Below are 22,249 nucleotides of genomic sequence, written 5' to 3' on the forward strand. Positions count from 1 at the left end.
GACGAGGGCCCGGCGCCGGGACGGCCGCCGGGCGGGTCCCGGCTGCCCGGACCCTCCTTTGTCCTGTCTCTGGAGAAAGTTCGACTTCTTTCTGCGCAAGGCCTTTCTGCGGAGGACGAACCGGGTTACGGTCCCGTCTCAGACACAGGCGCCACACAGTGGTCCGACAGTGACGGCGCACACCCCACCGGTGGCACTGCTCACCGCTCCGTCTGCCGGACGCCATCCGTGCACAGCACACGGCCGGCCGCCGCCACGAATCCCGCACGACTCACCGCCGACTCCTTCGCCGTAACCACGCCCGCCACGGAGTCGCTCTCCCGGGCCGCGGCCAAGGCCCGCTCCTGTGCCGACGGTGGGCGGGGAAACCAGCCCCGCACCCGCCCACCGTCCTCCAACCGCAACGGAACATCGACATGGCAGGGAGGCACCCGTGAACAACGACGGGAACGCATCGAAGCCCCGGACCGGTGGGCAGACCGCACGCACCGGCGTCTGGTTCGTCGGAGCCCGCGGATCGGTGGCCACCACCGCCGTCGCCGGATGCGCGGCGGTCACCGCCGGACTGCACCGACCGACCGGCATGGTCACCGAGACACCACCGTTCGACGGCACCGGCCTGCCGTCCCTGTCCTCGCTCGTCTTCGGCGGCCACGACACCGCCCACTGCCCGCTGCCCAAACGGGCCGACCAGCTCACCGACGCCGGCGTCCTGCCGCACGGACTCGCCGCGACCGTGCACGCCGAACTCCGGGCCGCGGACGAGGAGATACGGCCCGGTGGCCCGCTCCCGGGCGACACGCGCGGCGACGAGGAACTCGTCGCGGACTTCGCCGCCGACCTCACCTCGTTCCGCGTGCGCAACGCACTGGCACGGGTGGTCGTCGTCAACGTCTCCTCCACGGAACCGCCGCCCGCACCCGAAGACCCGCGACTGCCGCCCAGCTCCCTCTACGCGGCCGCCGCCCTGCGGACCGGCTGCCCCTACGTCAACTTCACACCGTCCACCGGGCTGCACACCCCGGCGCTCACCACAGCCGCCGCGGCCGCCGGACTTCCGTACGCGGGCCGTGACGGCAAGACCGGCCAGACGCTGCTGCGGGCCGTGCTCGCCCCGATGTTCGTCCAGCGCGTCCTGAAGGTAAGGGCCTGGTCCGGCACCAACCTGCTGGGCGGCGGGGACGGGGCGGCGCTGGCCGATCCCGGCGCGGCCGCGGCGAAGAACGCCGGCAAGGAACGCGTCCTGACCGACGTCCTCGGGCACACCCCGCAGGGCGAGGTGCACATCGACGACGTACCGGTGCTCGGCGACTGGAAGACCGCCTGGGACCACATCGCCTTCGAAGGCTTCCTGGGCTCGCGCATGATCCTCCAGACCATCTGGCAGGGCTGCGACTCGGCCCTGGCGGCACCGCTCGTCCTGGACCTGGCCCGCCTGGCCGCCCGCTCCCACGAGGTGGGCCTGTCCGGCCCGCTCCCGGAACTCGGCTTCTACTTCAAGGATCCCGACGGCGGCCCGTCGGGCCTCTCGGAGCAGTTCACCGCCCTGCTGTCGTTCGCCGACCGACTGCGGGGGACGAAGTGATCCGCTCCGCTCCGCCCGCTCCGGCCCCACCCGCGCCCACCGGCGCCCCGGAGTCCACCGCAGCCGGAAACGGCCGGGGTCCCGTAGGCACCGCACCGCGGCGCGGGCCCCGGGCGCGGCTGCGGGACTGGGCCGAACTGCTCCGCGTCTCCGCGCTGTTCACCGTGCCGGGCGACGCCCTCGCCGGCGCCGCGGCCACCGGACTGCGGCCCAACCGGGGCACGGCGTACGCCGTGTGCGCCTCGCTCTTCCTCTACGAGGCGGGCATGGCACTCAACGACTGGGCCGACCGCGACGAGGACGCTCTCGACCGCCCCCACCGGCCCGTTCCCTCCGGCCGTATCTCCCCGACGGCGGCGCTGACGGCGGCCGGACTCCTGACCGCGGCGGGCCTGACGTCCGCCGCCCGCGCCGGCCGGCCCGCACTCGCGGTGGCGACGACCCTGACCGCCACGGTCTGGGCGTACGACCTCCGGTTGAAGCGCACCCCCGCAGCCCCGGCGGCGATGGCCGCGGCCCGCGCCCTGGACCTCCTGCTCGGCGCGACGGCAACCCTGTCCGCGCCCACCATGACGCCGACCGCCCGCAGAGCCGCCGACCCCCCACCGTCCGCGATGCCGGGCCGCCGGGGGAGAGGGCACGGGAAAGGGCGGAGCGGAGCAGCTCCTGCCACGCCGGGTACCGCCCTCCGCGCCGCGGCTCCGGCCGCCGTGCTGGCCGCCCACACCTACGCCGTCACCGCCGTCTCGCGGCACGAGGCGCCCGGCGGTTCGACGCGCACCCCCCTCGCCGCGCTCGGCCTGACGGCCACGCTCGGTCTGCTGCTGTCCCGGACCCGCGCGGCGGCAGGACCCGTCCCGGCGCTGTCGGCCGCCGCGTACGTCCGCACCGCCGCCGGTCCTTGGCTGCACGCCGCCCTCAACCCGTCCCCACCGCTCACGCAGCGCGCCGTCGGCGGCGGCATCCGCGCCATGATCCCGCTCCAGGCCGCGCTCGCCGCCCGGTCCGGGGCGAACGGCACCGCACTCGCCGTGCTCGGGCTCGCGCCCGCGGCCCGTGCCCTCGCCCGGAAGGTGAGCCCCACATGAGCGGCCGGCAGCGACTGCGCCTCGGCTACGGCACCAACGGCCTCACCGACCTCCGTCTCGACGACGCCCTCGGCCTGCTCGCGGACCTGGGCTACGACGGCGTCGGACTCACGCTCGACCACATGCATCTCGACCCGCTCGCGGACGATCTCGCCGCCCGTACCGCCCGGGTCGCCCGCCGGCTCGGCGAACTCGGTCTCACCGCGACCGTCGAGACCGGCGCGCGTTACGTGCTCGACCCGCGCCGCAAGCACGGTCCGTCGCTGCTCGACGCGGACACCGAGGGCCGTGCCGCCCGCACCCGGCTGCTGCTCAGGGCGGTCCGGGTCGCGGCGGACCTCGGGGCCCACGCCGTGCACTGCTTCAGCGGCATCACCCCGCCCGGCACCGACGACGACACCGCGTGGCGGCGCCTTCGGGAGGCGCTGCTTCCCGTCCTCGACGCGGCGGCCGCCACCGGCGTGCCGATCGCGATCGAACCCGAACCGGGACACCTCCTCGCCACCCTCGCCGACTTCCATCACCTGCGCACCGTGCTCGGCGACCCTTCTCCGCTCGGCCTGACCCTCGACATCGGCCACTGCCAGTGCCTGGAGCCGGCCACGCCCGCCGAGTGTGTCCGGGAGGCGGCGCCCTGGCTGCGGCACGTGCAGATCGAGGACATGCGCCGCGGGGTGCACGAGCATCTGCCCCTGGGCGACGGCGAGATCGACTTTCCGTCCGTGCTGGACGCACTCGCCGACACCGGCTACCGGGGCCTCACCGTCGTCGAGCTGCCCCGGCACTCCCACGCGGGGCCGGAGCTGGCCCGGTCCTCCGTCGAGTTCCTGCGGACCGCGACGGCCACGACCGTGAAGGGAGCGCCCGCCACATGACGCACCCACTTCCCCGGACCCGCGCCGATGTCGAGGCCCGGCTGCCGGACGACGCGGCGCGCGCCTGGCTGGGCGAGGCGCTGGCCGACGCCGCGCGCGGACCGACAACACCCCCGACAGCGCCCGCCCCGTACGCGGCCGATACCTGGGAGCTGCGGTTCGCCGCCGCGGGACGGCACTGCGGCCATGACAACGCGGACGCCGTCCGCACGCTGCTGCTGACCGAGGCCCGGGCGGGACTGGAGACCCTGACCCGGCTCTACCGGCACGGCAGTGCCGCCGAACGCCGCGCCGTGCTCCGGGCCCTTCCGATGCTGGTCGACGGACCGCACGCCCTGCACCTCGTCGAGGACGCCCTGCGCAGCAACGACACCCGGCTCGTCGCCGCCGCCGTCGGCCCCTACACCGCCGCGCACCTCGCCCCGCACGCCTGGCGGCACGCCGTCCTGAAGTGCCTGTTCACCGGCGTCACCCTCGACGCGGTCGCGAGCCTGGCGCAACGCGCGGCCGGCGACGGCGAACTGGCCCGCATGCTCACCGACTACGCCGCCGAGCGGACGGCCGCCGGCCGCGACGTCCCCGACGACCTCGGTCGCGCGCTGACCCTGACGGGCGAAGAGCCCAAGGAGCTGTGATGCGTATCTTCGACCCGCACATCCACATGACGTCCCGCACCACCGACGACTACGAGGCGATGTATGCCGCCGGTGTACGCGCCGTCGTCGAACCGTCCTTCTGGCTCGGGCAGCCTCGCACCGCTCCGGCCAGCTTCTACGACTACTTCGACGCCCTCCTCGGCTGGGAACCCTTCCGCGCGGCCCAGTACGGCATAGCCCACCACTGCACCCTCGCGCTCAACCCCAAGGAGGCCAACGACCCACGCTGCACGCCGGTCCTGGACGCCCTGCCCCGCTACCTGGCCAAGGACGGCGTCGTCGCCGTCGGTGAGATCGGCTACGACTCCATGACACCGGCCGAGGACACCGCGGTGGCCGCCCAGCTCCAGCTCGCCGCCGCCCACGGCCTGCCCGCCCTGGTCCACACGCCCCACCGGGACAAGCTCGCCGGTCTGCACCGCACCCTCGACGTCGTACGCGAGTCGAGCCTGCCGGTGGAGCGGGTGCTGCTCGACCACCTCAACGAGACGACCGTCGAGCACGCGAAGGACAGCGGCTGCTGGCTCGGCTTCTCCGTCTACCCGGACACCAAGATGGACGAGGACCGCATGGTCGCGATCCTGAAGACGTACGGGACGGAGAAGGTCCTCGTCAACTCGGCCGCCGACTGGGGAAAGAGCGACCCGCTGAAGACCCGCAAGGTCGCCGACGCCATGCTCGCGGCCGGCTTCGGCGAGGACGACGTCGACCAGGTGCTGTGGCGCAACCCGGCGGCCTTCTACGGACTCAGCGGCCGTCTCCGGCTCGACGTCCCGAAGCCGGAAGGCCTGCACGAAGGCAACTCCGTCCTGCGCGGCGGGGAGTGAGCCATGCGTTTCCGCCATGCCGACGGCTCGACGGTGCACCTCGCCTACTGCACCAACGTCCACCCCGCCGAGACCCTCGACGGTGTCCTCGCCCAACTCCGCGACCACTGCGAGCCGGTGCGCAGAGCCCTGGGACGCGACCGCCTCGGCATCGGCCTGTGGCTCGCCGGCGACGCCGCACGCGCGCTGATCGCCGACCCGGCGGCGCTGCGGCGGCTCCGGGCCGAGCTGAACCGGCGCGGCCTCGAAGTCGTCACCCTCAACGGATTCCCCTACGAGGGATTCGGCGCGGACGAGGTCAAGTACCGCGTCTACAAGCCCGACTGGGCCGACACCGAACGCCTCGCGTACACCACCGGCCTGGCCCGGCTCCTGACGGAGCTGCTACCGGACGACGTCACCGAGGGGACCATCTCCACCCTGCCGCTGGCCTGGCGGACCGACTACGACGAACGCGCCGCCGCCACCGCCGGTGCCGCGCTGACCACCTTGGCGGAGCGGCTCGACGCGCTGGAGGAACTGACCGGTAAATCGGTCCGCGTCGCCCTCGAACCGGAGCCCGGCTGCACGGTGGAGACGACCGCGGACGCGATCGGACCGCTCACCGCCCTGCCCGGCGACCGTATCGGCGTGTGCGTCGACACCTGCCATCTCGCGACCTCCTTCGAGGACCCGGCCACCGCACTGACCGCGCTCGACGCGGCGGGTATCGGCGTCCCCAAGGCGCAGCTGTCGGCCGCCCTGCACGCCGAGGACCCCCGTCTGCCGGAGGTCCGCGACGCCCTCGCGGCCTTCGCCGAACCGCGCTTCCTGCACCAGACCCGCGCCCGCACGCCGGCCGGTCTGCACGGCACCGACGACCTCGGCGAGGCACTGGCCGGCGACGCCCTGCCCGACGACACACCCTGGCGCGCCCACTTCCACGTCCCCCTGCACGCCCCGCCCGCCGCACCGCTCACCTCCACCCTGCACGTGCTCCAGGACGCCCTGGCCCTGCTCGTGGGCGGCACGGAGCCCCGCACCCGCCACCTCGAAGTCGAGACCTACACCTGGCAGGCCCTCCCGCCGAAACTGCGCCCCCGCACCAGAACCCAGCTCGTGGAGGGCATCGCGGCCGAACTGGCCCTCGCCCGCGACCTGCTCACCGGCCTCGGCCTGAAGGAGCTGCCGTGAGCATCCACCCGACTCCGCTCCTGGTCCTCGACGTGGTCGGCCTCACCCCGCGTCTCCTCGACCGCATGCCCCGCCTCAAGGCGCTGGCCGCCTCCGGCTCGCGGGCGAACCTGTCCACCGTGCTCCCGGCCGTCACCTGCACCGCACAGTCCACCTTCCTCACCGGCGAGCTTCCCGCCGAGCACGGCATCGTCGGAAACGGCTGGTACTTCCGCGAGCTCGGCGACGTACTCCTGTGGCGCCAGCACAACGGACTGGTCGCCGGCGACAAACTCTGGGACGCGGCGCGCCGCGCCCACCCCGGCTACACGGTCGCCAACATCTGCTGGTGGTACGCCATGGGAGCCGACACCGACATCACCGTCACCCCCCGTCCCGTCTACTACTCCGACGGACGCAAGGAACCCGACTGCTACACCCGCCCGGCAGCCCTGCACGACGAACTCACCGAGAAGTTCGGCACCTTCCCGCTCTTCCACTTCTGGGGACCGGGCGCGGACATCGTCTCAAGTCAGTGGATCGCCGACGCGACCCGCCACGTCATGCGCACCCGACGGCCCGACCTGACCCTGTGCTACCTGCCCCATCTCGACTACGACCTCCAGCGGTTCGGCCCCGACGACCCCCGCTCCCACCGCGCCGCCGCCGAACTCGACGCCGTCATCGGCCCCTTGCTCGACGACGCCCGCGCCGAGGGCCGCACGGTCGTAGCCCTGTCCGAGTACGGCATCACCCCGGTCAGCCGTCCCGTGGACATCAACCGCGCCCTGCGGCGCGCCGGGCTGCTGGAGGTCCACACCCAGCACGGCATGGAGTACCTCGACCCGATGGCCTCCCGCGCCTTCGCCGTCGCCGACCACCAGCTGGCGCACGTCTACGTCCGCCGGCCCGAGGACCTGGCAGCCACCCGCGAGGCGCTCCAGGACCTCCCCGGCATCGAGGAGATCCTCGACGACGACGGCAAGAAGGCGAACGGACTCGACCACCCGCGCTCCGGCGAACTGGTGGCGGTCGCCGCCCCGGACGCCTGGTTCACGTACTACTACTGGCTCGACGACGCCCGCGCCCCCGACTTCGCCCAGCTCGTCGAGATCCACCGCAAACCCGGCTACGACCCCGTCGAGCTGTTCATGGACCCCGGCGATCCCTACGTGCGGCTCAAAGCCGCCAAGGCGGTGGCCCGCAAGAAGCTCGGCATGCGGTACCGGCTCGCCGTCGTACCCCTCGACCCCTCACCCATGCGCGGCAGCCACGGCCGCCGCCCCGCGAGCGACGAAGAAGGTCCGCTCGTCCTGGTCTCCACCCCCCGCGCAGTATCCGGCCGCGTAGCGGCCACCGAAGTGAAGTCCCTTCTCCTGAGGCTCGCCGGACTCTCCTGAGACGGCGGCCGACAGGCACCCGCAGCACCGCGACGACGAAAGAGAGAACCACTGTGACCGCGTTCAACGACGAAGCCGTCACCGGCGACGCCCTGCGCCGCACCCTCGGCGTCAACCGCCGCCGTTTCCTCAGCACCTGCACGGCCGTCACGGCCGGGGCGATCGCCGCCCCCGTCCTCGGCGCCGCCCCCGCCCTGGCGCAGGGCAGATCGGAAGCCGCCGGCCACGACCGGGGCCGTGCCACCCTGGTCCCGCCGGACAAGCGCGGCATCATCCTCTACACCGTCCGTGACGCCACCGGCCGCGACCCGCTCGCCTCCGACCTGCCCTCCGGTTTCCGCGAGGTGTTCCGGCAGCTGTCGCGCTTCGGCTACCGCCAGGTGGAGTTCGCCGGCTACGGCCAGCACGCCAACGCGCCCGGCGGCGCCGACCTGGGCACCGTCCAGGGCGCCAAGCTGCTGCGCTCCTGGCTCGACGAGTACGGGCTGAGGGCGCAGGGCAGCCACGGCTTCATCCCGCCGTCCTGGCCCCTGACACCCTCCGACGTGGACGCCTTCAAGCGCTGGCTGGAGATCGCCAACATCCTCGGCATGGAGCACATGGGCACCGGCGCCGACCCCACCAACACCCCCTACCGGGCCGACTGGGACGCCGCCGCGCAGAAGTGGAACACCCTGGGTGCCATCGCCCGCAGGGAGGGCATCAAGCTCTACACCCACAACCACGACAGCGCCTACGACTTCCTGCTCGACGGCGGCCCGCTCGACTCCCAGGGCCGTCCGACCCGCAGCTCCGGCACCCGGAAGCTGGAGTACTTCCTGAAGACGACCGACCGCAAGAACGTCTACCTGGAACTGGACGTCTTCTGGGCACACGTGGCCCAGTACAAGTTCCACACGTACACCGCCCACGACGGCTCGCAGCAGGAGGACGTCTTCGACCCGGCCGCACTCGTGGTCCGCAACACCAACCGCTTCCCGCTCTTCCACGCCAAGGACGGCGTCGTGAACACCCAGAGCGGCCTGGGCTACGACATGGTGCCGTTCGGCACGGGCGACATCGACTACCGCAGGTTCTTCACCCGGGTGGGCGCGAAGAACTACCACAACCCGATGGTCGAGCAGGACAACGCGCCGAGCACGAGCGTCCCCGGCCAGTCCCTGGAGTTCGCCCGGATCGGCTACGACAACCTCGCGGCCCTGCGCGCGTGTAACTGAGGGAGAACCACCCAGGAGTCCCGCCCGGCGTATCGACGCCGGGCGGGCCCCGAGCGGTGGGTGCCCTGGCGTCCAACGCAGGTACCTTCCGCGGTTTTTGATCAGCCATCACCAGACCGAAGGAGTTCTGAGTGCGCAACAGACGGATCGTCACCCTCATGGGGGCGGCTGCGTTGGCCGGAGCCGTCGGGCTCCTGCCGCTCTCCCCGGCCCAGGCCACCACATCGGACCCCGCACCGCCGGCCTCGTCGGACTTCCAGAAGGTCACCCTCAACGACCGCCCGGGTGAGCCCATGGCCCTGGCCGTCCTGCCCGACCGGCGGGTCCTGCACACGGCGCGCACCGGAGAGGTCCGGATCCACGACCCCCGCAGCGGCGTGAACTTCCTGGCCGCAGACATGAAGAAGAGCCCCGCCGGGCTCTACCAGCACGACGAGGAGGGCGTGCAGGGCATCGCCGTCGACCCGGGCTTCGCCAAGAACCACTGGGTCTACCTCTACTACTCGCCGCGCCTCGACACCCCGATGGACGACCCGGCCACCCCGGGCGTCAACGAGGGGGACGCACCGCAGTTCGGGACGGCGGTGGACTTCGCCCGGTACAAGGGCGTCACACGGCTGTCGCGGTTCAAACTGGTGGGCAACAAGCTGGACTTCGCCACCGAGCAGAAGGTCATCGACGTCCCCGCCGACCGCGGCATCTGCTGTCACGTCGGCGGCAAGATCGACTTCGACCACAAGGGCAACCTGTTCCTGTCGACCGGTGACGACTCCAACCCGTTCTCCTCCGACGGCTACGCCCCCCTCGACGACCGCCCCGACCGCAACCCGGCCTACGACGCGCGGCGCACCGCGGGCAACACGAACGACCTGCGAGGCAAGGTCCTGCGCATCAAGGCCAAGCCGAATGGCGGTTACACCGTCCCGGACGGCAACCTCTTCGCGCCGGGCACCCCGAAGACCCGTCCCGAGATCTACGCCATGGGCCTGCGCAACCCGTTCCGCTTCGCCGTGGACGACAGGACCGGCGCGCTGTACCTCGGCGACTACTCGCCCGACGCCAACAACGCCAACCCCGGTCGCGGCCCCGCCGGCCAGGGACGCTGGATGGTCATCGACCGCCCCGCCAACTACGGATGGCCGTTCTGCGTCACCCGGGACCAGCCCTACCAGGACTACGACTTCGCGACCCAGACCTCGGGCGGCGCCTTCGACTGCGCCAAGCCGGTCAACGACTCCCGCCACAACACCGGCCGCAGCGAGCTGCCACCGGTCACGGACGCGGAGATCGTCTACGGCTACGGAGCCTCCGACACGTTCCCCGAACTCGGCACGGGCGGCATCGGACCCATGGGCGGCCCGGCGTACCGCTACGACAAGCGGAACACGGCCCAGAACCGCTGGCCCCAGTACTTCGACGGAAAGCCGCTCTTCTACGAGTGGACCCGCGACCAGATGAAGGCCATCACCCTCGGCAAGAAGAACGAGGTCCAGAAGATCGAGGACGCGATCCCCTCGATCACGACGGACGGCCCGATCGACGCCGAGTTCGGCCCGGACGGCGCGCTGTACGTCCTGGAGTACGGCACCGGGTACTTCGCGGAACTGCCCGAGGCCCAGCTCTCCCGCATCGACTTCACCCGCGGGAACCGCACCCCGGAGCCCAAGGTCGCCGCGGACGCGGTCAACGGCACCAGCCCGCTGACGGTCCAGTTCTCCAGCGCCGGCACGAAGGACGCCGACGGCGACGCCCTGCGCTACGCGTGGGACTTCGACGCCGACGGCACCGTGGACTCCAGGGAGGCCGACCCGAGGCACACCTTCGACAAGAACGGCGTCTACGACGCCACGCTGAAGGTCACCGACAGCACCGGACGTTCGGCCTCCGCGTCCGTTCCCGTCGTGGTCGGGAACAAGGCGCCGGTCGTCTCGCTCACCACCGACCCGGCTCCGCACGGCGGCACGGCGTTCCACTGGGGTGACACGGTCACCTGGCAGGTCACCATCACCGACGACCAGCCGGTGGACTGCTCGAAGGTCACCGTCTCGTTCATCCTCGGCCACGACTCGCACGGCCACCCGCTGTCTTCGAGCAGCGGCTGCTCCGGATCCTTCGAAACGTTCGTGGACGGTGGACACGCCGGTGCGGACAACCTGAAGGCGGTCTTCAACGCCACCTACACGGACTCCCCGCCGGCCGGCCTCCCGGCCCTCTCGGGCAGCGCCGAGGTCGCGCTGACCCCGGCCGGCTGACCTGACCGAGACACAGCTGCGGGGCGCCAACCCAAAGCGGGGGGCGCCCCGTCGTCGCTTTCGCCTGGCTGGTTCGGAAGGCCCAGCGAATGGCGGGGCGAGCGGACACAGAGGTCGATCGCGCTCGTCGCACCCTCGGCGTTTGAGGGTGGCAGGCCGAGGAAGGCCCGGTCTCGATGAGGACGCCGTGGACGACGCCGGGGCAGTAATGCGGCCGTTCGCTTCACGGTGCTCGTCCCCCCTGATTACGCGCCTTCCGGCCCGCCCGTGGGAAGGCGTGCCCGGCGCGAACCGGAGCGGGAACCTCTCATGGGGAAGCCGCCGCGGTCTTGTCCCTGGGACAGGGGAAGGTGTCGGGAGGGGTGCCCCACTTCGCGGGGTTCTGCCGGTCGGGTAGGACTCCGCAGCTGAGCAGCGTGGCCGTGGTGCCGCTCGGTTGGGCGATCTCGCGGATGAACACCGCCTTGTCGGGCGGGTATTTGTTCTTGCCGTCCAGTTGCAGTACGCCGGAGGCGCCGGGGTACTGGGACACACCGTGGGCGGTGAGCCACAGGTAGATGTCGTTGGGCTGGACGTCGTCGGAAGCCGGCAGCAGGTCCTCGATCACCTTGCTGACGACCCCCACGGTGTCGAAGCCGCCGGCGGCGTCCGCGTCCGCGCTGCGTCCGCCGAAGACGGTGGTGAAGTCCTGGGCGAACTGGGCATAGGGATCGCGGGAGTCCGGGGTGGGGGCGTTCGTCGTCTCGTAGAAGAGAGTCATGTACGGGTAGGCGCGCGCCGTTTGTTCGGGATGAAGCTGGAAGTCGATGGGGGAGCTCTCGGTGATCATCGGGATGGTCGTGCCTTGCGGTGGCTGGCACTGACCGCCCGCACTCTGCATCGCGTTGAGGAGGCTGGGAAGCACACCGGACCGGGCGAGGTAGACCACGATCCCGTGGGTCGCGGCGACCTTGTCGCACACTTCGCTCGCGATGTTCTCCGGTGTGGTCGCCCCGGGCTTTTCGCTGTACTTGATCTCGTCGATACCGCCGTGTCCGCGATAGGCGGCGACGAACAGGTTCCTGAGGTCCGTACTGAAGGCCGTGTCGGTCGGGTCGTACACGACCACGGCGTGCGGTGTGCCGCTCGTGAGTCCGCGGACCGCGGGAGAGTGGCGGATGAAGTCGGCGAGGACCGGCGCGACTCGCCCGTCGGGCGCCGAGATCTGGAAGTACCGCTGCGGCGAGTCGGGGCCGACCATGGTGCTTCCGGACACACCGTTCGCGATGACCGGGATGCTGGCCCGGTCGAGTTCCCGGACCGCGTTCAGCGACTCGGGGCGGCTCTGGGTGATGCCGATGACCGCGGCTATGTGGTCCTGCCGCTGACGGCTGATGATCATCTGTGCGACGTCGGGATCCTGCGGAGCTGCGGCGCTGTGCGCGCCGTACTGGAAGTACTGGCCGGTGTTGGCGATGAGCAGGCGGATCGGCATCTTGTTCTGACGGACCCCGGTGTTGAGCCTGTGCTGCTGGGCGATGGCGCCGCGCAGGATCTGCAGGCCGATCGGCGGATCGTCGTACACGCCGTTCTGCAGACTCAGGGGAGCGAGGAAGACCAGGGTGCGGTAACGCCCGTCCGGGATCTGGGCGTTCTCCTTCGCGACCCGGTGCTCCAGGTCCCGCAGTTCCTTTCCGCGGTCTCCCGGTACGGCCAGATCGCATTGGCTGCCGTCGGTGACGCCCACGCGCTCACCGGTCCTGACCGTGACGCATGAGGGAGGCGCGGGGGGCGGAGCGGGCCAGAGGTAGTGCGGGGCCAGGAGGATGCCCGCGGTCGCCGCGGCCATGACGGGCAGAGCGGCAGGACGCAACCAGTCGATCGGGTGGTCCCGGCGAGCCATGACGCCCCAGTGGGTGTCGATCTTCGTCTTGGCCGTGCCCTCCGTGTCGTCCTCGGCGGGCAGCGTGACCAGGCGTACCGGCTCGTCACTGCCCTCGTTGAGGAACGTGAAGACCTTGTCGGCAATGCCGTTGGGCCGGTCGGGGTCGGCGCCCAGAGGTGCGGCGTAGTCCGGAGGCGGACCCGCGCAGGCGGCCAGGACGAGCAGCGGCTTGGACGGATGGTCACCGGCGAGTTCCTCGAACGTGCCGAGGAAGGCGCGGCCGGGGCCGTCCGTGTCGTCGATCTCGGGAACGAGGACGACGAAGGACCACCGGCGCCGTGCCCAGAGATGACTCAGCCAGGTCCTCCTCCGGGTCGCTTTCCGCAGATCGGTGAGCAGCGCGCGCAAGAGGATCCGTCGCACGCGCGGGTCTTCCCGGTCCAGCTCGCCGTCCTGGCAGAAGGCGAGCGCGGCGTCCAGGAAGCAGGTCGCGTTCGCTTCGTCCGCGACCCATTGCAGGCCCCAGTGCCGCAGGTGGAGCCGGTAACAGAGCTTGGGAAAGCCCACGATCAGAGCTGCCACGAGTCCCTGCAGCCAGCCGGTCAGGAGATGCTGGCCCAGGAAGTCCGCGAGGCGAGCGCAGGCACGCAGCGTCTTCCGCCTTTTGAGCAGCGCTGTGTACAGGTCGTCGAGGATCGGCTGCTGCTGGGCCTGGAAGTCGCCCGTGCCGCGTTCGGAGTCCAGTACGGCCCGGCAGGTGTGAAAGGCCGGCAACCGCAGTCTTCCCGACGGCATGGTGAGCTGGAACCGCAGTCCGACTCGGTCGATCGCGGCGAGGAAGCCTCCGCTCAGCTCCGCGTCGTCGACGACGGCGTGCGGCACCTGGAAATGAGGGTTGCCCCGTCGTCGGGACAGTCGGTGCTCGTACTCTCGGACCATGAAGGCCGGTGCCCGGACGTCGCCGCCGTCCTGCCTGGTGAGGACCAGGGCAGGCACCTTCTCGGCACGGGACCGCGTGGCCGCGAAGGTGTCGAGCTGACGTATGAGGCGATCCGACCACCTGGGGTATCGCGGGGGCGGGTCCGTGGGCGTGGGGGAGTTGGGCACGCAGTTCCTCCCTCGGGGAAGCGGGAGGTCAACATGTCATGAAAGATGCTAGCGAAAATGCGCCATATCGGTTACTGACGACTAATGAGTGATTCAGGCTGTTTCCGAGGTAGTGGATGGCGGAATCGCGTTAGGGAGACAGGAGCTTCTGTGCCCTGGACGCGCCTTCCCGACCTGGAGGGCGAGGTGACGTCGCGGGCGAGACGAACTGGGACATCTCGGTGGACTCCACCATCGCGCGGCGGACAAGGGGTACGGCAACGGCCGTTGCCGCGAGTACCCGCGGCGGCGGGGCATCCGGCACACGATCCAGGAGGAGACGGCCAGCCGGCTTCACCGAGGAGCGTTACAAGAAGCGCAACATCGTCGAACGAGCGATCAACAGGCTGAAGCATCTCGGGCCGTGGCCACTCGCCATGGCAAGCGCGGCTACGTCTTCCTCGGCACCGCGCCCACCGCAGCTCTGGTCATCTGGCTTCGCCCGGCTTCGGAGTCGAGCCCCGACCTACAAGGCGATCGGCCGATACGCCCGGGCCCGATCGACCACCTCGTCAGCCGAAAGCTCCCGCGGCGGCGGCCAGAAGATCAAGCCGCTTACGTGCCCCGAAGGGCATGCCAGGGCTCTGTCGAGTCCGTCCAGCCAGCCGGCCACCTCTTCGTCCGACGCGTAGTCCGAGGCCGTCGTAATCGGAGGATCGGCGAGCTCCGCTTCACCCAGAAGGTCGACGTATGCCGCAACCTCCCACAACAGGTCCCTGAGTATCGCGTTGTCGGTTTCTGGGGTGGGTAGCGCAACGGCCGCCGTCTCATCCTCGCGGGTCATGTCCAAGGCGGGACCTTCGCGAAGTCGTCCTCCCGGCCGGCCGCAGCACACCGCCTCACCAACTCCGACAACCTCGCTGCCGGATTGCGCAAGCACAGCCGAGACACCAGACGGCCGCTGACCACCTTGGGAATCACGTGAACAGTGACCGAGAAGGGCGCCTGACGGGAGATTTCCCGGCTCAGGCGCCCTTTTTCCGTGTCTCCAGAAGAAGCCCAGCTTCTTCGGCGAGTACGAGACCAGCAGGTTCTTCGTCTGCTGGTGGTACACGCTCAACGCCGCCTCTGACCTGCGGCAAAGGGTGGAATCGTCTGCTGCTGAGCCGAGTTGGTCCGCACCTGGTCCGGATCTTGGTCGGTGACCTGTGATGTTGGCGTGCGAGTCCTGCGGTATGGCATGGCACATGGCCGTAGAAGCCGTCCGCGGGCGTCCAGTTGGTCCAGGGCGAGTGCGTAAGCCCAGGTCAGGGCCTTGTGACGGGAGAGCGTCTACGGGGTTGGTGACATGCCTGTGATGGCTCGTGATGCGTGGGAACCCCCTTCGGCGTCCTCCGGCGGGGGTCCTGCGGAGACGGCCACCTGACACGACGACGCCGCGCGCACTCGCAGATCGTTGTCCGACAGTCCACTGTGGAAGTTGTGGGCTCCTGGCAGCCGGGTTCTTCCGGCCTGGGGCGGATATGGCAGCCACGTCACATGGGGCTGCTGATTCCGGTCGGGCTCATGGCCCTGGTCACGGTCGTGGACACCGTGACCCCGGCCGACATCGTCCTCGGCCCTCTCCTGGTCATCGCCCCCGCCCTCACCGCGTGGTTCGAGGGCCCCTGGACGACGGGAGGCATCGGAGTCCTGGCCGTGGCGGCCCAGACGGTCATCGGCTGGCGCTCCGGGCTGCTGATCTCACGGGGCTTGATCGTCCAGATCGTCGCCCTTGCCGCGCTCACCGCCCTGATCGTGGTCATGTGCGCGGTGCGGGACCGTGGCAGTCGCCGGCTGGCGCAGGTGCGAACGGTTGCCGGAGCCGCCCAGCGGGTTCTGCTGTGGCCCTTGCCGAACCGGCTGGGGACGCTGCGGCTCGCCTGTCTCTATGTGGCCGCCGAGGACGAGGCCCAGATCGGCGGTGACCTCTACGCGGCCGCACACAGCGGGAACGCGGTCCGCCTGATGATCGGCGACGTGCGGGGCAAGGGCCTGTCCGCGATCGGCGAGGCCGCCGTTGTGCCCGGCGCCTTCCGGGAAGCCGCTCACCAGCACGCCGGTCTGCCCGAGCTGGCCGCCGCACTGGACCGGAGCGTCGCCCGCTACCTCGCCGACTTCGAACCGGAGAGCGAGGCCGGGGAGCGTTTCGTCACGGCCCTGCTGTTGGAGTTCCCCGATGACGAACCCGTCGTCCGACTGACCAGCTGCGGCCACCCGGCGCCCCTCCTGCTCGCTGCGGACGGCAGCGTGAGCGTCCCGCACCTGCATCCCGCGCCTCCGCTGGGAATATTCTCCAGCGCTCGATTCGTGCTCTTCGCGGGCGGCTGGTTTCTACGACTGCATGCTCACCGAAGTCGTGGCCGCCACCTGCGCCGGCAGCCCGTTCACGAGCCGTCCGAACCGGCGCAGCAGCAGTACGGCGGTGGCCGCCAGGCCGGTCAGCAGGCCGAGCCAGATGCCGAGGGTGTCCAGGCCGGCTGCGAAGCCGAGCAGGGCCGCGGCGGGGAGGCCGATGAGCCAGTAGCCGATGAGGGTGACCTGGAAGCCGCCCTTGGTGTCGTCGAGTCCTCGCAGCAGGCCCACTCCGATGTTCTGCGTGCAGTCGAAGAACTGGAGGACGGCGGCGACCAGGAGGAGTTGCACGGCGGTGTCCATGGCCCGCTCGTCGTGCGTGTCGAAGAACGGTGCCAGGATGACGCGCGGGATTGTCAGGTAGACGACGGCCACCACCGCCATCACCCCGGCCGCACACGCCAGGGCTGTGGTCTTGAGGCGCTGTGCGGCGGCCGTGTTGCCGAGGGCCAGTTCGCGGCTGACCCCGATCGAGGCGGCGTGCGAGAGACCGACCGCGATCTGGAAGACGATGTAGACGAGCTGGTTGACGGCGGTGTGCGCGGCCAGTGCCGCCGTGCCGAAGCTGCCGACCAGCAGTGCCACGACGGAGAAGAAGCCGGCCTCGGAGCCGTAGGTCGCGGCGATCGGCGCGCCGAGTCCGGCCAGTCGGCGCAGGGTCGCCGGCCGGGTCTTCCAGACGCGCAGGGAGAGCAGCGGCGCAAGGCGCGGATCGCGGCGGGCGGAGGCGTACAGCGCCAGGAAGGACAGCGCGTACACGGAGGTGGTGGCCAGGCCGATGCCGGGCAGTCCCAGCTTCGGGAAGATCCACGTGCCATGGATGAAGAGCCAGTTGAGACCCGCGTTGACCGCGATGGAGGCGAGGGTGATGCGCAGCAGTGCCTGTGGCCGGCGCATGCCGACGGTGAACTGGCGGATTGCCTGGAACCACAGGCAGGGGAGCAGGCCGGGCGCCATCGTGTAGAGCACCGGCTGTGCCGTGCGGACGACATCCGGATCCTGGCCCAGCCAGACCAGCGCGTGCCCGATCAGCACCATCAGGACGGCGCCCGCCATACCCGCGAGTGTGGCCAGCAGCAGGCTCGCGCGCACCAGGTCGCGGACGTCCGCCGCATCCGTCCCGCCCTTCTCCGCGTGGGCGTCGGCGGCGGCTACCTGGTTGCCGACGGAGGTGACCATACCGACGCCCATGGTGCGCAGCTGGTTGAAGACGACCATGGCCAGGCCGCCGGCCGCGAGGGCTTCGGTGCTGATCAAGCCCATCATCACGGTGTCGGTGGTGGTCAGGGCGACCTGGGCGAGCTGGGTGAGCGCGAGGGGCACGGCGAGCGTGGCCAAGGCCCGGGCATCGGTGCGGAGTCGGGTCAGGGCGGGCGGCATCAGATGTGTTCCTGCGGGATCGGGGAAGCGGTCGGGCGGAGGATGGACAGCAACTCGTCGACCTCGCGTTCCACTCGGAGGTCGAGCAGACCGCGCGCGGTCATCCAGTCGTCGTCGAAGACAGTGTCCATGTACTTTTCCCCGCCGTCGTTGACCAGGGCGACGGCAGCGGTTCCCGCCGGCTGTGCGGCGAGGCGGTGCAGTGCCTCGTACACCACACCGCCGGCGGAGCCGCCGATGAGCAGTCCGACCCTGCGGGCCACCACCCTGGCGGTGGCGAAGGCTTCGACGTCGCCGACCTTGACGCCCTCGTCGAGGAGGCCGTAGTCGACCATGGCGCCGATGTCGGCTCCTTCGGGGGTGCCGGTGCCGGACTGGTAGTAGTCGTGCGCCGGAGGGCCGAAGGCGATGGACCCTTTCGGCTCGACACCGATGATCCGTACTCCGGGCACGATCTCACGGAGCACCTTCCCGGTCCCGAACAGACCGCCGCCGGTGCCGACGGCTCCGATCAGTTCGTCGACCCGGCCGTCCAGTGCCACGCCGATCTCCCGGGCCACGGGGTGGTAGCCGACGCCGTTCGCAGGGTTGTTGTGCTGCTCCGTGAAGTAGGCGTTGTCCGAGTCGGCGGCCATTTTCTCGGCGAGTTCCTCCCGGGCGGCCGTTGCCAGTTCCTCGTCGCCCTCCTGCGCGACGTAGACGAGTTCGGCACCGAGGGCCTTCATCGCCCGGAGCTTGTCGGTGGCCGCGTGGTGGTCGACGACGGCGGTGAAGGTGTACCCGCGTTCGGCCGCGACAACGGCCAGGCCGAGCCCGGTGTTTCCGGAGGTCGACTCGATGATGCGGCCGCCCGGGCGCAGCAGTCCGCGCTCTTCGGCGTCGATGACCATCTGCCGGGCCATGCGTATCTTCGCCGTGCCGGTCGGGTTGAACTGCTCAAGTTTCAGCAGCAGTCGACTGCTGTTCTCGGTGCGGCACAGCTCGAACAACGGAGTCGCACCGATGAGTTCGGAGACCTGCCGGACGACGGGCGGCCGGTGCAGGAAGTCGTGCATGGGGGGCTCCAGACGTGGTCAGGCAGGGCGGCGGTCGAGGTGCCAGCGGAAACGGTCCGCCGTCGGCTCGACGACGACCTTGGGCGGCAGCGGCAGCTCGTGGAACGGCGACTCGTTGGAGTCCATCTGGTAACCGGCGGTGTTGAGATACACGAGGAGGTCGCCCACGGCGGGTGGCGCCGGAAAGGGGATCTTGCGCCAGGTCAGCAGGTCCGACTCCAGACAGGTCGCCGCTCCTACGCAGGCCGGGTGGAGGTCTGCGTGTGGGCCGGCCTCCGGGCGGGCCGGCACGAGCACCGGGTCCGGCAGGAACTCGCTGTCGAACCACTGCTCCGACAGGCTCAGGCTGCTGCCGTCCACGGTCAGGATCGCGTAGCCGTCACGATCCTTGACGCCTTGGACGCGGAAGACAGTGAACCCGGCCTGGTCGAGCAGCGCCCGACCGGGCTCGACCAGCAGCCGTACGTTCGCCGTCCTCAACATCTCGGCCAGCGGGACGCTCTCGCCCGCGGGCACACAGGCGAGGACCGCGCGCAGGGCGTCGGCGCCCGCCACAGGGGAGTGGTACGGGTAGAAGCCGCCGCCAAAGCGCCTCTCGGCGTGGAAGTGCTCGGCCCGGTTGCTCTCCCCGAACCGCCGCCAGTCCGCACCGTCGACGTAGTCCACCGCGAAACCACCGCCGATGCTGATGCTGTCGGCGGGCAGCCCGAGTGCCCGCGCTCGGCTGCAAAGGCGCACCAACACCGCCGCCAGGTCCGCGCGTTGACGGACGTCGTATCCGGACAGGTGGAAGCTGAAGCCCTCCAAGGACACCGCCGAGCCGCCGATCCGTGCCAGAGCGACGGCGAGATCACTCTCCTCGAGCCCGAACCGGCTGTGCGGCTGTACCGACGGCAGCACCCGCAGCAAGGCCCGTGCCGTACGGCCGAGTTCGCCGGCCATCGCATTCAGCCGGTCCAGTTCGTCCAGCGCGTCCACGGCGATCAGCGCGCCCTGCAGCACGGCCACCCGCAGGAGCTCGTCCGCCTTCGCCGGGCCGGTGACCACCAGGTCGTCGCCCCGGACCCCGGCCGCGAGCGCTTCGCGCAGCTCGCCCCGGCTCGCCACGTCCACGCCCAGCCCGGCCACCGCCGCTCGTTCCGCGAACACAGCGGCCTTGTTGGCCTTCTTCGCGTAGTACACCCGGCCGTCCACGCCCGACTCCCCGAATACGGCTTGGAACGCGGTCGCGTTGGCGTCGAACGCGGTCGGCAGGAGTACGTGATAGGGGCCGCCGAGGCCGTGGCCGAGCTCGTGCAGCAAGGGGTCGGCCAGCAGACCGCGCGTCTCGGGGCCGGCGTGCGCGGGCAGCCGTGCCGTCACTTCCACAGGGGCACCGCCGTTCCCAGCCCCTGCGCCAGGGCGAGCTGGGCGAGCCGGTGACCGAGCGCGATGTCGGTGACGACCAGTCCGCTGTTGTAGGCGAAGATGCTCTGCCCCGCGTCGGTGCGCCCGGACATCCGCCCGGCCAGGATGTCGGGAAACTCCGCGTCCACTTCTGGCAGCCGTCCCTCACGGTCGGCCATGTCGATGCCGGTGACCTGCATCTGCGCGGCGCTGGTGGCGATGACGCGCCGGGCCCGATGGAGGGTCGACGGGGCGATGCCGTATCCGACCAGGACGCACAGAGCAGCGGGCTTCAGCCAGTCCGCCTCCACGCGGGCCGGAGTGTTCGGGCCCGCGGTCGCGAGCACGATGTCCGCCTCCTCGGCGGCCTCCCGGAGATCGGACACGACCTCCAGGTCCCGTCCCGGGAAATGCCGTTCCAGCTCCTCCCGGACGGCTGCGATGCCGTCCGGATGGGTACCGAAGAGCATCAGCCGCTTGAGGTCCGGCAAGGTCGTCAGCAGAAAGGGGAGGGCCAGCCGGCCCTGCGTACCGGTGCCGATGACGAGCGCGCTGCGACTGCCGGGTGCGGCCAGTTCACGGGCGAGCAGCGCGGAGACGGCCGGGGTGCGCAGCGCACCCACCCGTCCGCAGTCCAGCATCGCGACCGGCAGGCCGGTCTCGTCGTCGTACAGGGTCAGCGTCGTGTAGTAGTGCTGCCGTTCACGGTCCTCGTGCAGGCCGTACTTGTACGACGTCTTGACGGCGACGACCTTGCGCTCGCCGTCGCGGCCGAGCATGGCGTAGGCGACCGAGTGGTCGTCGTCCGGCTTGACCGTCAGCTTGCGCGGGTTGTCGGAACGGCCCTCCGCCAGGGTGCGGTACGCCTGTTCCACCACGGACACCACGTCGGTGAGGGTGATGTCGATGCCGGCCACGTCGCTGGTGCTCAGGATGCGCAGCGTCTTGTCGTCATGCCTCACGGGATCCCCCTCGACGCGGATGCGGACCGGGTCCGCCTGGGCGCGGGTCATGCGTACGCCTCCACCGCGGCCTGGCCGTATCCGTGTTCGTCCTGTTCGGCGGCCGGCCGGGTGCGGCGGTGCGGAACGCGGACCGAGGCGCGCTTGAGCCAGCGGTCGGTGCCGTCGTAGCGGGCCCGGAAGGGCACTCGGCCGTGGACGACCAGGTCGTTGTCGACGACGAGGACGTCGCCGGGCTCCAGGCTCACGGCGACGGAGACCCTGGTGAGCTCGTCCGTGAGCCGGGAGTAGGCCGCACGATGCTCCGCGGATCCCTGTTCGAGAGGGGTGTAGGCGGGGTCGAAGCGCAGTGTCAGCCCGTTCGGCGAATGCCAGAGGGTGGGTACGGCGGGCGGGGTGCCGGTGTAGGACTGAGCCTCGGCGTAGGCGTCGTCGGGGAGGATGGGCAGGACCGGCTCGCTCAGCAACGCGACGTCGGCGGCGTCGAGCCGGACCTCCCGGACGGAGGCGGCGGTGGTGGCCACGGCGTCGTGGTTGCGCATGCAGCCGAGGATCAGCAGATGGGCGCGGCCGGGGTGGAAGGCGTCCTCGGTGTGCGGGCTGAGCAGCACGCTGCTGCTGGCCCCGGTCTGTTCGGCCTCGTGCCCGGGGGAGGGGACGATGTTGTGCACGAACCGGCCGTCCTGCTGGCCCTCCCAGGCGATCGGCGTGCCCATCACGGTGGAGAGCAGCAGGAGGACCACGTCGTACAGTGCCCCGGCGCGTCCGGCGCTGGACCAGTGGCGTGGTGTGGGGCCGATGGTCTCGTCGACGACGGGGATGCCACGTACGACGAAGAGGCCCGCCGCACTGTCCACGGGACGGCAGACGTGGTGGATGTCGGCACTCAACGAGGCTGCCGTGCGCGGGACTTGGGCCAGGAGGCGCGACCAGTCGAGGTCGTCCTTCAAGGGGCCGGTGGAGGAGAGCAGGTTCTGGGCCGCCTCGGTCAGTTCATGTACGGCGTGCGGGTGCAGCTGGCGCACAGGCGTGACTGCCGTGGGCATGGTCGACCATCCGTTCTTGGGGGT

The 22,249-nt window shown here is 70.9% G+C and carries 16 protein-coding genes and 1 pseudogene; 10 read left to right on the top strand and 7 right to left on the bottom strand.

Going from position 1 to position 22,249, the window contains the following annotated elements; translation table 11 throughout:
• Positions 1–433: 433 nt before the first annotated feature.
• From ACGF5O_RS29980 to ACGF5O_RS30020, 9 genes are all read left to right on the top strand, one after another.
• A complete protein-coding gene (locus ACGF5O_RS29980) occupies positions 434–1,585 on the top strand; it encodes an inositol-3-phosphate synthase (protein WP_393812992.1) in 1,152 nt (383 codons plus the stop codon).
• A complete protein-coding gene (locus ACGF5O_RS29985) occupies positions 1,582–2,673 on the top strand; it encodes an SCO3242 family prenyltransferase (RefSeq protein WP_393812993.1) in 1,092 nt (363 codons plus the stop codon). The genes ACGF5O_RS29980 and ACGF5O_RS29985 overlap by 4 nt, the downstream gene beginning before the upstream one ends.
• Positions 2,670–3,548, top strand: coding sequence for a sugar phosphate isomerase/epimerase family protein (locus tag ACGF5O_RS29990; protein ID WP_393812994.1), 879 nt, complete (start codon positions 2,670–2,672; stop codon positions 3,546–3,548). Before ACGF5O_RS29985 ends, ACGF5O_RS29990 begins: the two co-directional genes overlap by 4 nt.
• Positions 3,545–4,183 carry an EboA domain-containing protein gene (locus tag ACGF5O_RS29995; RefSeq protein ID WP_393812995.1) on the top strand — a complete coding sequence of 213 codons (639 nt, stop codon included), beginning with the start codon at positions 3,545–3,547 and terminating at the stop codon, positions 4,181–4,183. Before ACGF5O_RS29990 ends, ACGF5O_RS29995 begins: the two co-directional genes overlap by 4 nt.
• Positions 4,183–5,031, top strand: a complete 849-nt coding sequence (locus ACGF5O_RS30000; protein WP_393812996.1) for a TatD family hydrolase — start codon at positions 4,183–4,185, stop codon at positions 5,029–5,031. The genes ACGF5O_RS29995 and ACGF5O_RS30000 overlap by 1 nt, the downstream gene beginning before the upstream one ends.
• A gap of 3 nt (positions 5,032–5,034) precedes the next feature.
• Positions 5,035–6,204 (top strand): metabolite traffic protein EboE, encoded by a 1,170-nt coding sequence (gene eboE, locus ACGF5O_RS30005; RefSeq protein WP_393812997.1) that lies wholly within the window; start codon positions 5,035–5,037, stop codon positions 6,202–6,204.
• Positions 6,201–7,583 carry an alkaline phosphatase family protein gene (locus tag ACGF5O_RS30010; RefSeq protein WP_393812998.1) on the top strand — a complete coding sequence of 461 codons (1,383 nt, stop codon included), beginning with the start codon at positions 6,201–6,203 and terminating at the stop codon, positions 7,581–7,583. Before eboE ends, ACGF5O_RS30010 begins: the two co-directional genes overlap by 4 nt.
• Positions 7,584–7,636: 53 nt before the next feature.
• Positions 7,637–8,800, top strand: a complete 1,164-nt coding sequence (locus ACGF5O_RS30015; protein ID WP_393812999.1) for a sugar phosphate isomerase/epimerase family protein — start codon at positions 7,637–7,639, stop codon at positions 8,798–8,800.
• Positions 8,801–8,931: 131 nt separating this feature from the next.
• A complete protein-coding gene (locus ACGF5O_RS30020; RefSeq protein ID WP_393813000.1) occupies positions 8,932–11,052 on the top strand; it encodes a PQQ-dependent sugar dehydrogenase in 2,121 nt (706 codons plus the stop codon).
• 307 nt (positions 11,053–11,359) lie between these two features.
• On the opposite strand, the gene ACGF5O_RS30025 is transcribed toward ACGF5O_RS30020, so the two are convergent.
• Entirely contained in the window at positions 11,360–14,023 is a 2,664-nt protein-coding gene (locus ACGF5O_RS30025) for an ABC transporter substrate-binding protein (RefSeq protein ID WP_393813001.1), read from the bottom strand.
• 505 nt (positions 14,024–14,528) lie between these two features.
• A complete protein-coding gene (locus ACGF5O_RS30030; RefSeq protein ID WP_393813123.1) occupies positions 14,529–14,741 on the bottom strand; it encodes an e9imm peptide in 213 nt (70 codons plus the stop codon).
• A 1,268-nt stretch (positions 14,742–16,009) separates the two neighbouring features.
• Here ACGF5O_RS30030 and ACGF5O_RS30035 point away from each other — a divergent pair.
• A pseudogene (locus tag ACGF5O_RS30035) lies at positions 16,010–16,291 on the top strand (SpoIIE family protein phosphatase); the annotation flags it as partial.
• Positions 16,292–16,375: 84 nt separating this feature from the next.
• On the opposite strand, the gene ACGF5O_RS30040 reads toward ACGF5O_RS30035, so the two are convergent.
• The 5 genes from ACGF5O_RS30040 to ACGF5O_RS30060 are packed head-to-tail and all read right to left on the bottom strand — an operon-like array spanning position 16,376 to position 22,225.
• Entirely contained in the window at positions 16,376–17,776 is a 1,401-nt protein-coding gene (locus tag ACGF5O_RS30040) for an MATE family efflux transporter (RefSeq protein WP_393813002.1), read from the bottom strand.
• Positions 17,776–18,831, bottom strand: a complete 1,056-nt coding sequence (locus ACGF5O_RS30045; RefSeq protein ID WP_393813003.1) for a cysteine synthase family protein — start codon at positions 18,829–18,831, stop codon at positions 17,776–17,778. Before ACGF5O_RS30045 ends, ACGF5O_RS30040 begins: the two co-directional genes overlap by 1 nt.
• Before the next feature lie 18 nt (positions 18,832–18,849).
• A complete protein-coding gene (locus ACGF5O_RS30050) occupies positions 18,850–20,193 on the bottom strand; it encodes an alanine racemase (protein ID WP_393813124.1) in 1,344 nt (447 codons plus the stop codon).
• Positions 20,190–21,230, bottom strand: coding sequence for an ornithine cyclodeaminase family protein (locus ACGF5O_RS30055; RefSeq protein ID WP_393813004.1), 1,041 nt, complete (start codon positions 21,228–21,230; stop codon positions 20,190–20,192). The genes ACGF5O_RS30050 and ACGF5O_RS30055 overlap by 4 nt, the downstream gene beginning before the upstream one ends.
• Entirely contained in the window at positions 21,227–22,225 is a 999-nt protein-coding gene (locus ACGF5O_RS30060; RefSeq protein WP_393813005.1) for a TauD/TfdA family dioxygenase, read from the bottom strand. The genes ACGF5O_RS30055 and ACGF5O_RS30060 overlap by 4 nt, the downstream gene beginning before the upstream one ends.
• Between the last annotated feature and the right edge of the window lie 24 nt (positions 22,226–22,249).

Origin of the sequence: Streptomyces sp. NPDC048291 (assembly GCF_043201715.1) — a bacterium.
Classification (GTDB): domain Bacteria; phylum Actinomycetota; class Actinomycetes; order Streptomycetales; family Streptomycetaceae; genus Streptomyces.